Raw genomic sequence first — 12,211 nt, 5'->3', positions numbered from 1 at the left:
AATCAGCGGTGTTTTTTATTTTAATTAGAGGTGATATATGAGCAAAGTAGCTATACTTACAGATAGTAACAGTGGCATTACACAGGCAGAAGCTAAGGAGCTTGGCGTCTATGTTATTCCAATGCCATTTTATATTAACGAACAATTATATTACGAGGATATCGATTTAACTCAGGAGCAGTTTTATGAAAAGCTTACTCAGGGTGGAGAAATCACTACTTCAATGCCAATCACAGGTAATCTTATAGATTTATGGGATAAGCTTTTAGAGGACTACGATCAGGTTGTATACATTCCTATGTCTTCAGGCCTTTCTTCATCGTGTGCTACAGCACAGATGCTTTCAGAGGACTATGATGGCAAGGTTGTAGTTGTAGACAACCAGCGTATTTCTGTTACCCAGAAGCTTTCAGCCTTAGAGGCTAAAAAGCTTGCTGATATGGGAAAGACAGCAGAGGAAATCCGTGATGCTTTAATGGAAATCAAGGCAGCATCAACTATCTACATTACAGTTGATACACTTGAATATCTTAAGAAGGGTGGTCGTCTTACACCTGCAGTTGCAGCTATCGGCTCACTACTTAAGATTAAGCCAGTTCTTTCAATCTACGGAGAAAAGCTAGATAAATATGCAATGGCCCGCACAATGAAGCAGGCAAAATCTATTATGATAGATGCTTTAAAGAAGGATATGCAAAATGTTCTTCATACAGATAATCTGGATGATGTGATCATCTCAATCGCACATACACAGAACCAGGAAGCAGCAGAAAAGTTCAGAGAAGAGCTTTTAGCAGAGTTCCCAGGTAAAGAAATCTGGATTGATCCGTTATCACTTTCAGTTTCATGTCACATTGGACCAGGCGCTTTAGCTTGTACAGTGACTAAGAAATTGATTGATATAAATTAAATATTGTTTTTAGGAGGATTGTTATGGTTAAAGCAGTTGTAGGCGCTAATTGGGGCGACGAAGGCAAAGGTAAGATTACTGACATGATGGCAGCTGACGCAGACATCATAGTACGATTTCAAGGAGGTGCTAATGCAGGACACACTATCGTAAACAACTATGGTAAATTCGCACTTCACACATTACCTTCAGGAGTTTTTTATAATCATACAACAAGTATTATTGGAAACGGTGTTGCACTTAACATCCCTGTTCTCATTAACGAGATTAAATCTATAGAGGAGAAAGGGGTTCCAGCTCCACACATACTTGTGTCTGATAGAGCTCAGATTGTTATGCCATATCATATCCTTTTTGATCAATATGAGGAAGAACGTTTAGGTAAAGCTTCATTTGGTTCAACAAAGAGTGGTATTGCACCATTTTACTCTGATAAGTATGCTAAAATTGGTTATCAGGTTCAGGAACTTTTTGATGATGAGCTCCTTAAGGAAAAGGTAGTTCGCACATGTGATCAGAAGAATGTTCTTCTTGAGCATTTATATCACAAGCCACTTCTTACACCAGAAGAATTACTTAATACACTTCACGAATATAGAGATATGATTGCACCTTATGTATGTGATACATCAGCATACCTATGGAAAGCAATCAAAGAAAACAAGACAATCCTTCTTGAGGGTCAGCTTGGAACTCTTAAGGACCCAGATCACGGAATTTATCCTATGGTTACATCTTCATCAACGCTTGCACCATACGGATGTATTGGAGCTGGTATCCCAGCACAGGAGCTAAAGCAGGTTGTTACAGTATGTAAGGCATACTCATCAGCAGTTGGAGCAGGTGCATTTGTTTCTGAAATCTTCGGAGATGAAGCAGATGAGCTTAGACGTCGCGGTGGTGACGGTGGTGAGTTCGGTGCTACAACAGGTCGTCCACGTCGTATGGGATGGTTTGACTGCGTTGCTTCTAAGTACGGTTGTAGAATGCAGGGTACAACAGATGTAGCGTTTACAGTAGTTGATGTACTTGGTTATCTTGATGAGATTCCAGTGTGCATCGGTTATGAAATCGATGGTGAGGTTACAACAGACTTCCCTGTTACATCTAAGCTTGAAAAGGCAAAGCCAGTGCTTAAGACACTTCCAGGATGGAAATGCGATATCAGAGGAATTAAAAAGTACGAAGACTTACCAGAAAACTGTAGAAATTACATTGAATTTATTGAGAAGGAAATCGGCTTCCCAATTACAATGGTTTCAAATGGTCCTGGTAGAGAAGATATTATTTATAGATAATATAACGAGGGGTTATGAAAAATATAATAAATTCCAAATATAGTAAAATCATATTAATAATTGTGGCTGTTGTTTTACTTGTTTTGCTTTTAGTATTTGCCTTAGTTCAAAAGCCTTCAGATAATGAATCTTCTGGCGGTTTATTTCCTTTTATTTCAAAGGAAGAGGGTAGTCATGTTGATTTTCTTGATTCTGAAAGTGAGAAAAATGATAAAGGCGAAAACATACTTCTCATACCAAAAGAAGAGGTATATAGCTTCAAAATGACAGATTCTCATGGCATTCTTTTGAATTTTGAAAGAAAAGATGAGGGTTGGGTTTATATTGACGATATCACACTTAATATTAATTCTACTAGAATTGATAAGGTTTTAAATTATCTTACTGACATTAAGTTTGTAGATTCAATTGTTACAGACAAGCCAGAGGACTACGGTCTTAGCCAGGATTCTTTGGAATATGCAATAAATGATGCTAACGGCAACACAACGTTAATTTCCTTAGGAAACGTTGATGAATCTACTGGAAATGTTTATTTTGCCCTTAATTATGATTTTTCTACGATATATGTAAATGAGGGCAAGCTTAAAAATGTTAGCGAGTATGCTATAGAGGATTTGATAGCCGTTAAATGACAGTTTAAATTTTATGTAGTTTACATATTTTGCACGCTGTGATATTATATATCGGTACTAATTTTACTGTAACTCAGGTTTTGGACACTCCGACCTTCACCTTAGTTACGGCATACATATTTTATAGGAGGTAATTCAAATGATTACAAAAGAAAAGAAACAGGCAATTATCAATGAGTACGCTAGAACAGCTGGTGACACAGGTTCTCCAGAGGTTCAGATCGCAGTTCTTTCAGCACGTATCGCTGAGCTTACAGAGCACCTTAAGGCTAACCCAGGTGATCACCACTCACGTCGCGGTATGATGAAGATGGTTGGTAAGAGAAGAAACCTTCTTGCTTACCTTAAGAACACAGACATTGAGAGATATCGTTCAATCATTGAGCGTCTTGGCTTAAGAAAGTAATCTATAAGAGCGGAGTACAATTACTCCGCTCATTTTCTTATTGAACTTTGATTAAAAGCAAAATCCGAAGCCACTGAATTAGGAGCGAAAATATGGTAGTTTGTTTTTCTCGCTTCATTTTCAGTAGTTTCGGGTTGATGCTTAAATAATAAATTATTAAGGAGAAAACCATGAAGACATTTACAATGGATTTGGCTGGTAGAACACTTCGTGTTGATATCGGCAGAGTCGCTGCACAGGCTAATGGCGCAGCATTTATTCAGTATGGTGAGACAACAGTATTATCTACTGCTACAGCATCTGACAAGCCTCGTGATGGTATTGATTTCTTTCCACTTTCAGTTGAATTTGAAGAAAAGACATATGCAGTAGGAAAGATTCCAGGAGGCTTTAACAAGAGAGAGGGAAAGGCTTCTGAGAACTCAGTTCTTACAGCACGTGTTATCGACAGACCAATGCGTCCACTTTTCCCAAAGGATTATCGTAACGATGTTACACTTAACAACATGGTTATGTCGGTAGATCCACAGTGCAGACCAGAGCTTGTTGCTATGCTTGGTGCTGCAATTTCTACATGTATTTCAGATATCCCATTCGATGGCCCATGTGCTATGACACAGATGGGTATGATTGATGGAGAATTTATCGTTAACCCTTCTCAGGAGCAGTGGGATAAGGGCGACCTTAAGCTTACTGTAGCTTCTACACGTGAAAAGGTTATCATGATTGAAGCTGGTGCTAACATCATCCCTGAGGATAAGATGATTGAGGCTATTTATAAGTGCCACGATGTTAACCAGAAAGTTATCGCATTTATCGATGAGATGGTTAAGGAATGTGGTAAGCCAAAGCATGAGTATACATCATGCGCTATTCCAGAAGAGCTCTTTGCAAAGATGAAGGAAATCGTTCCTCCAGCAGAGATGGAAGAAGCTGTATTCACAGATGAGAAGCAGGTTCGTGAGGAGAACATCCGTCAGATTACAGAGCGTCTTGAGGAAGCATTTGCAGATAATGAAGAATGGCTTGCTGTTTTAGGCGAAGCTATTTATCAATACGAAAAGAAGACTGTTCGTAAGATGATTCTTAAGGATCACAAGCGTCCAGATGGTCGTGAAATCACACAGATTCGTCCACTTGCAGCTGAGGTAGATATCGTTCCTCGTGTTCACGGTTCTTCAATGTTTACACGTGGACAAACACAGATTTGCGATGTTGTAACTCTTGCACCTCTTTCAGAGGCTCAGAAGATTGATGGACTTGATCCATTCGTTACAGAGAAGAGATACATGCATCACTACAACTTCCCTGCATATTCTGTAGGTGAGACAAAGCCATCACGTGGACCAGGACGTCGTGAAATTGGTCACGGTGCATTAGCAGAGCGTGCGCTTCTTCCTGTACTTCCTTCACCAGAGGAGTTCCCATACGCTATTCGTGCCGTATCTGAGACATTCGAATCAAACGGTTCTACATCAATGGCTTCAACATGTGCATCATGTATGTCACTTATGGCTGCTGGTGTTCCGATTAAGGCTATGGTTGCTGGTATCTCTTGTGGTCTTGTTACAGGCGATACAGACGACGATTTTGTACTTCTTACAGATATCCAGGGTCTTGAAGATTTCTTTGGAGATATGGATTTCAAGGTTACAGGTACTAAGGAAGGTATCACAGCTATTCAGATGGATATTAAGATTCACGGTCTTACACGTCCAATCGTTGAAGGCGCTATTGCAAGATGTCGTGAAGCTAGATTATTCATCATGGATAATTGCATGAGCAAGGCTATTGCAGAGCCACGTAAAGAGGTTGGCGAATACGCTCCAAAGATTATTCAACTTACTATCGACCCAGAGAAGATTGGTGATGTTGTTGGACAGCGCGGAAAGACAATCAACGAAATCATTGCTAGATGTGATGTTAAGATTGATATTACTGATGAAGGTAATGTTTCTATCTGCGGTACAGATGCAGCAAAGATGGCTGAAGCAAAGCGTATGATTGAAATCATTACAACTGATTTTGAGCAGGGCCAGATTTTAACAGGTAAGGTAGTTTCTATCAAGGAATTCGGTGCATTTATCGAGTTCGCACCTGGTAAAGAAGGTATGGTTCACATTTCTAAGATTGCTAAGGAAAGAATTGATAGAGTTGAAGATGTACTTACACTTGGAGATACTGTTAAGGTTGTATGCCTTGGTAAGGACAAGATGGGACGTATCAGCTTCTCTATTAAGGATGCACAGTAAAATTTGAATTCATTTTGCGCCTGGCAAAAGTCAGGCGCATTTTTTAGGTAAAAAATATGCTTCTTAATGTTTCACATATTTATAAATCTTTTGGCGAAGACAATATCATAAGAGATGCCACATTTACAGTAGATGAAGGTTCCAAAGTTGCCATAGTTGGAAACAATGGTACAGGTAAATCTACTTTACTTAAGATAATAATAGGGGAACTTCCTGCCGATGAAGGTGAAGTAACTCTTAAAAAGGATGCTACATTTGGATATTTAGCTCAGTATCAAGAAGATACCTTCAAGACAAATATTCTTGATACAGTACTACACGCACGAGAAGACCTTCTATCTATGGAAAAACGATTATCTGAAATGGAGCAGGCTATGAGCGATGTAGATTCATCTGAAATGGCTTCTTTTATGGATAATTATCATAAGTTACAGCATCAGTTCGATTTGCAGGGGGGATACACCTTCCGTTCTGAGGCTATTGGTATTTTAAAGGGACTTGGCTTTGAAGGCGATGATTTACAAAAGAGCATGAATGAGCTGTCTGGTGGTCAAAAAACTCGTGTCAGCCTAGGCAGACTTTTAGCATCATCTCCAGATTTACTTTTGTTAGATGAGCCTATAAACCATTTGGATCTTAATTCTATAGTATGGCTTGAGGGGTATTTATCATCTTATAAAGGTTCTGTTATTATAGTTGCCCATGATAGATATTTCCTTGATAAGATAGTTGATCACGTGGTTGATTTATCTTATGGAAAAACTAACGTATATAACGGAAATTATAGTGCCTATGTTGAGCAAAAGGCAGTTTATCAGCTTACATACGAAAGATCTTACGAAAAACAGCAAAAAGAAATAGAACATCAGAAGGCGGTTATTGATAAGCTTCAGTCTTTTAATAGAGAAAAATCTATTAAGCGTGCTGAGAGTCGTAAAAAGCTTTTAGATAAGATGGAGATTATGGATGCTCCAGATAAGGATTCTGCAGGAATGCGCCTTACACTTGAAATTGAAAAAGAAAGTGGTAAGGATGTTTTAGATTTCTCACATGTTACTAAATCATATGATGATAAAAACATCTTCACAGATTTATCCTTTGAAGTTCATAAAGGGGATAGAATTGCTATTTTAGGCGATAATGGTACAGGTAAAACTACCATCCTAAAGTGCATAAACGGATTAACTTCCTTTGAGACCGGAGAAATTAAATTTGGAGCCAATGTTACCGTAGGTTACTACGACCAGGAACAGCAGGGCTTAACAGAATCTAACACTATTTTTGACGAGTTGCATGACGCTTATCCATTTTTAACTGAAACAAAGGTTAGAAATACTTTGGCTGCCTTTATGTTTACTGAGGATGATGTTTTCAAGAGAATCAGCGAACTATCAGGTGGTGAGCGTGGTAGAGTATCTTTGGCTAAACTGATGCTTTCAAAGTCTAACTTCTTAATCCTTGATGAGCCAACTAACCACTTGGATATGGACTCAAAAGAGAAGCTAGAAGATGCTTTGAACGAATATGATGGAACGCTTTTATATGTAAGTCATGATAGATATTTTGTAAATAGAACAGCTAATATTATTTTAGAGCTTTCAAATGGAACATTTACTAAATATCTTGGAAACTATGATGATTACATTGCTAAAAAAGAGCAATTGTTTGGAAATACTAATGATGTTAAAGAATCTGGTGTATCAACAACTGAAACAGCATCAAAATTAGATTACAAAGAACAAAAAAGAATAGAAGCAGAAAAAAGAAAACTTCAAAATCAAATAAATAAAATAGAAGATGAAATTGAGAAGCTTGAAGCACAAAAAGCTGGCATTGAAGAAGAATTTGTAAAACCTGAAAATATGACTAATTCTGCTAAGCTAAATGAGCTTTCAGCTAAGCAGGCAGATATTGATAAAAAGCTTGAATCCTTGTATGAAAAATGGGAAGAATTAAATATGGACTGATTAATGTGCTTGTTAAAATCTTGACATAGTTTTATCTGAATTTTATAATTAAAGTACAGTGCAATGAGGAGGCGTTAGATTTGGATAAACAGATATCACAGGCAGTTATCAGAAGACTTCCAAGATATTACAGATATTTAGGTGAGCTTTTAGATGATGGTGTTGAAAGAATTTCATCAAATGATTTAAGTAAACGCATGCATGTGACCGCATCACAGATTAGACAGGACCTTAACAATTTTGGCGGCTTCGGTCAGCAAGGCTATGGGTATAACGTTGCGTATCTCCATGATGAAATCGGAAATATCTTGGGCGTTAATGATACTCATAATGTAATTGTTATAGGTGCAGGTAATCTTGGTCAGGCCATAGCAGGTTACGTTAAGTTTGAGCGTGTAGGATTTAAAATCATAGGACTTTTTGATGTAAATCCTGAGCTTAAAGGCAAAATGGTAAGAGATTTACCAGTGCAGATGCTGGAAGAATTACCAGAATTTGTGAAAAATAATAATGTTGAGATTGCAGCGCTTACACTTCCTAAGCAGAATGCAAAGAGTACTGCGCTTAAATTAGTTTCTCTTGGCGTTCATGCCATCTGGAATTTTGCTCACGTTGATTTGGATGATATACCAGATGTTGTCATTGAAAACGTACATCTTTCAGATAGTTTGATGCAGCTTTCATACAACATTACACAGCATAAAAAGTAGGTGACTTTATGGCTGAAAAAGATTTTTCTTCTGCAATTGCAAATATTAAAGTGCCAGTTCTTATTTTGGATCAAAAATGGCACAGACTTTTTGCTTTAGGTGGAAAGCCTGATTCTGTCAAGGAGCTTGAAGCTAAAGAAAATGAGCTAATTAAGCGAGAAGCAGAAATTAAGCAAGAACTTAAGGACCTTAAGAAGGTTAAGGAAAATCTTATGGCCTCAGTCATGTCTAATATGGAAAGTACTTCAGATTTGATTTCCAAGAAATTAGACGATGATAAAAGACTTCTTGAGGAATGTAAAGAACGAATTGCTACTAATGAAGATGAGCTTTTGGAATTACCAAAACAAATAGAGGATGTTAACAAACAACTTATGTTGGCATCAATGGATTATTGTTATGATAAGCTTAGAACTAATTCTTCTGAGGCTGAAGAAATAACTGAATGGATTAAGGATATTAGAGTTAAGCTTAAGAAGAATGTTATAAGAAAGCACAATCGTGAAATCAACAATAAAGAAATCTATTCCTACATGCATGATGTCTTTGGAATGGAAGTATTGAATTTGTTTGATATGCAAAATGGTGATTTCTATATTGGTAGTGCAAATGATAGGGAAGAACCTACAGAAGAAGCCGAAAAAAGCAATGATTTATCTAATGTTGATTTAGAAGATATTGATTTAGACGAAGTGGCTAAAGAAACAAAGGAAGATGAAGAGGCTGCAAAAGAAGTTGATTTAGAAGAACAATCTTGATCTTATAATTCACTAAATTTTTAAAGACTAAACGCCATAATGTTTAGTCTTTTTTATATAGGTATGTTATCATATTAGAGGAACTGATAAAGCTTGAAAGGAGTCTTTATGGAAGACGGGTCGAATCCCTATTTATTAATAGTTTTATGTATTATTGCCTTAATTGAATTGGCAATCATTATTATATTGTACAGGCGCTCTAAACAAGAGAACGTCACTGAAGAGGATGTAATATCTCTTGTAAATGAAGGTCATGAGGACGGTAATATCTTAGCTTCGGAAGCAGCTATGATTCAAAATATTTTTGAGTTTTCGGATACAGATGCCAAAGATATTATGACTCACAGGAAAAATATTGTCGCTATAAATGGTGATTACACTCTTAGAGAAGCAATCAACTTTATTAACGAAAACAATATGAGCAGATATCCTGTATATATCGATGAGTTAGATAACATAATCGGTATTTTGCACATTAAAGACATTTTAATGTATTACGACAAGGATATTGATAACCTTAAGGTTAAAGATTTACATGAGCTTATGTCTGTTGCAGAATTTGTTCCAGAAACTCATGGAATAAATACTTTATTTACAAAAATGCAATCGAAAAAGCGACATATGGTCATTGTTATTGATGAATATGGCCAGGTTTCAGGACTTTTGTCTTTGGAAGATATTCTTGAGGAAATCGTTGGAAACATTGAAGATGAGCATGATGAAGATGAAGCATCAATAGAAATAAAAAACGAAGATTCTTATCTAATGGATGGTTCAACAACATTAGAAGAGGTTGAAGATATACTTGGCTCTAAGTTTTCAGAGGATTACGAAACATTAAATGGTTATTTGATTTCATTATACGGCAAGATTCCTGAGGATGGAAAATCCTTCACACTTGAAGATGATAATTATGTTTTTTATATCAAAAACGTGACAGATAAAGTAATTGATGGTGTTTACGTCAGAAAGAAAAGGCACGTTGAATAAAAAACTGTAATTTGATATAATTTCTTAGATTCACAATAGAAAAGAGGTATATTTTTTATGTCAGGACATTCAAAATTTGCTAATATTAAGCACAAAAAAGAAAAGAATGATGCTGCAAAAGGTAAGATTTTTACAATAATTGGACGTGAAATTGCTGTAGCAGTTAAGGAAGGCGGTCCAGATCCAAATAATAACTCAAAGCTCCGCGATGTTATTGCTAAGGCAAAGGCTAATAACGTTCCTAATGCCACAATCGAAAATGGTATTAAGAAGGCTGCTGGTAACATTGATGCAGTTAACTACGAAAACGTTACATACGAAGGATATGGTCCAAACGGTACTGCAATCATCGTTGATTGTCTTACAGATAACCGTAACCGTACAGCTGCTAATGTAAGAAACGCTTTCACAAAGGGCGGCGGAAGCATTGGTACTCCAGGTTGTGTATCATTTATGTTTGATAATAAGGGTCAGATCATCATTTCTAAAGAAGATTGTTCTATGGATGCAGACGATTTAATGATGATGGCGCTTGATGCAGGTGCAGAAGATTTCTCTGAAGAAGAGGATTGCTTCGAAATTTACACATCACCTGATGATTTTTCTGCAGTAAGAGAAGCTCTTGAAGCTGAGAACATTCCTATGGCTGACGCTGAAGTTACAATGATTCCTCAGACTTATGTTGAGCTTACAGACGAGCAGGATTTATACAAAATCAATAAGATTCTTGATCTTCTTGATGAAGATGATGATGTTCAGAATGTATATCATAACTGGAACGAATAATTTGCTTTAGGATTGGGACAAAAAAATAAGAGGGGTTGATAACTAATGAATAAAATACTATTTGCGGCAAGCGAATGCGTACCATTTGTTAAAACAGGTGGTTTAGCAGACGTTTGTGGTGCTTTACCAAAGGAGTTTTCTAAGGAATACTTCGATGTTAGAGTGGTTTTGCCTTACTATACATTTATACCTGAGAAATACAAAAAGGATTTTCAGTTTTTAACTAGTTTCCAAATGAACATGGGACCTCTAGTTGGTACTAAATATGTTGGTGTGTTTCAGTATGAATATGATGGTGTTACATTCTATTTTATAGATAACCATGATTACTTCGATTGCTTCTATCCATATTCAGAGGATAGATGGGACCTTGAAAAGTTCATCTTCTTTGATAAGGCAGTATTATCAATGCTTCCACTCATTGGTTTTCAGCCTAATCTTATTCATTGCCATGACTGGCAAACAGGTTTTATTCCAGTTTACTTAAAAAATGATTTCCAGGGAGATCAATTCTTCTGGGGAATGAAATCTGTTATGACAATTCATAATCTTAAGTTCCAGGGAATGTGGGACATTAAGACTGTAGCAGGCATTTCAGGTCTTTCAATGAATTTATTTACACCAGATAAGCTTGAGTACAAAAAATGTGGTAACATGCTTAAAGGTGGCCTTGTATATGCTGATTACATTACAACTGTATCAGGTAAATATTGCGACGAAATCCAAATGCCATATTACGGTGAGGGCTTAGACGGATTACTTCGTTCTCGTCATTATGATATGCAGGGTATTGTAAATGGTATTGATAACAATGTATATAATCCAGCTACTGATTCAAAGATATACAAAAACTTTGATATTAATACATTCCGCAAGAATAAAAAGATTAACAAAACTAAAATACAGGCAGATTTAGGCTTAGAGGTTGATTCAAAGAAATATATGATTGGTCTTATTTCCAGATTAACTGATCAAAAGGGCCTTGATCTTATCAATTATTGCATAGAGGGTATTGTTGACGATTTCACTCAGCTTGTTGTTATCGGTACTGGTGAATCTAAATACGAAAATATGTTTAGACATTATGCTTGGAAATATCCTGAGAAGATTTCAGCTAATATTTGCTATGACGATAATCTTGCACACAAGCTTTATGCTGCAGCTGATGCATTCTTAATGCCTTCAAGATTTGAGCCATGTGGCTTAACACAGCTAATTTCATTTAGATATGGTACTGTACCTATCGTACGTGAAACAGGCGGATTAGCTGATACTGTTGAGGCGTATAATGAATTCATGAAAACAGGAGATGGTTTCTCGTTTGCTAATTATAATGGTGACGAGCTACTTAATACTGTTAATTACAGTAAGTATATTTACTTTGAGAAGAAGGCTCAATGGAATAAAATTATTGAGCGCGGTATGAGCAAGAACTATTCTTGGTCTGTACAAAAAGAAAAATACGAAAATATTTATAACTATTTGATTGGTTAGAAAAT

The 12,211-nt window shown here is 36.6% G+C and carries 11 protein-coding genes; all 11 read left to right on the top strand.

Going from position 1 to position 12,211, the window contains the following annotated elements:
• The first annotated feature begins 37 nt into the window (after positions 1-37).
• The 11 genes from G611_RS0111765 to G611_RS0111715 all read left to right on the top strand — a co-directional run bounded on the left by G611_RS0111765 (position 38) and on the right by G611_RS0111715 (position 12,206).
• Positions 38-910, top strand: a complete 873-nt coding sequence (locus G611_RS0111765) for a DegV family protein (protein ID WP_028243783.1) — start codon at positions 38-40, stop codon at positions 908-910.
• Between the two features lie 23 nt (positions 911-933).
• The gene (locus G611_RS0111760) at positions 934-2,208 is read left to right on the top strand and encodes an adenylosuccinate synthase (RefSeq protein ID WP_028243782.1); all 1,275 of its coding nucleotides are present in this window, start codon (positions 934-936) and stop codon (positions 2,206-2,208) included.
• A gap of 14 nt (positions 2,209-2,222) precedes the next feature.
• Entirely contained in the window at positions 2,223-2,843 is a 621-nt protein-coding gene (locus G611_RS0111755; protein ID WP_028243781.1) for a DUF4340 domain-containing protein, read from the top strand.
• 139 nt (positions 2,844-2,982) lie between these two features.
• Positions 2,983-3,249: a 30S ribosomal protein S15 gene (gene rpsO / locus G611_RS0111750; RefSeq protein ID WP_028243780.1), complete on the top strand. Its 267-nt coding sequence runs from the start codon at positions 2,983-2,985 to the stop codon at positions 3,247-3,249.
• A gap of 170 nt (positions 3,250-3,419) precedes the next feature.
• Positions 3,420-5,501, top strand: a complete 2,082-nt coding sequence (locus G611_RS0111745) for a polyribonucleotide nucleotidyltransferase (RefSeq protein ID WP_028243779.1) — start codon at positions 3,420-3,422, stop codon at positions 5,499-5,501.
• A 56-nt stretch (positions 5,502-5,557) separates the two neighbouring features.
• Positions 5,558-7,468, top strand: coding sequence for a ribosomal protection-like ABC-F family protein (gene abc-f / locus G611_RS0111740; RefSeq protein WP_028243778.1), 1,911 nt, complete (start codon positions 5,558-5,560; stop codon positions 7,466-7,468).
• 80 nt (positions 7,469-7,548) lie between these two features.
• Positions 7,549-8,178: a redox-sensing transcriptional repressor Rex gene (locus tag G611_RS0111735; protein WP_028243777.1), complete on the top strand. Its 630-nt coding sequence runs from the start codon at positions 7,549-7,551 to the stop codon at positions 8,176-8,178.
• A gap of 8 nt (positions 8,179-8,186) precedes the next feature.
• On the top strand, positions 8,187-8,936 hold the full coding sequence (locus G611_RS14845) for a hypothetical protein (RefSeq protein WP_051195244.1): 750 nt from the start codon (positions 8,187-8,189) through the stop codon (positions 8,934-8,936).
• A gap of 108 nt (positions 8,937-9,044) precedes the next feature.
• Entirely contained in the window at positions 9,045-9,926 is an 882-nt protein-coding gene (locus tag G611_RS0111725) for a hemolysin family protein (protein ID WP_036949205.1), read from the top strand.
• Positions 9,927-9,983: 57 nt separating this feature from the next.
• Positions 9,984-10,712: a YebC/PmpR family DNA-binding transcriptional regulator gene (locus G611_RS0111720; protein ID WP_028243775.1), complete on the top strand. Its 729-nt coding sequence runs from the start codon at positions 9,984-9,986 to the stop codon at positions 10,710-10,712.
• Between the two features lie 45 nt (positions 10,713-10,757).
• Positions 10,758-12,206, top strand: a complete 1,449-nt coding sequence (locus G611_RS0111715; protein ID WP_028243774.1) for a glycogen synthase — start codon at positions 10,758-10,760, stop codon at positions 12,204-12,206.
• Positions 12,207-12,211 lie beyond the last annotated feature (5 nt).

The sequence above is a fragment of the Pseudobutyrivibrio ruminis AD2017 genome (genome assembly GCF_000424305.1).
Taxonomy (GTDB): domain Bacteria; phylum Bacillota; class Clostridia; order Lachnospirales; family Lachnospiraceae; genus Pseudobutyrivibrio; species Pseudobutyrivibrio ruminis_B.
This window is presented reverse-complemented; position numbering and strand designations above follow the sequence as displayed.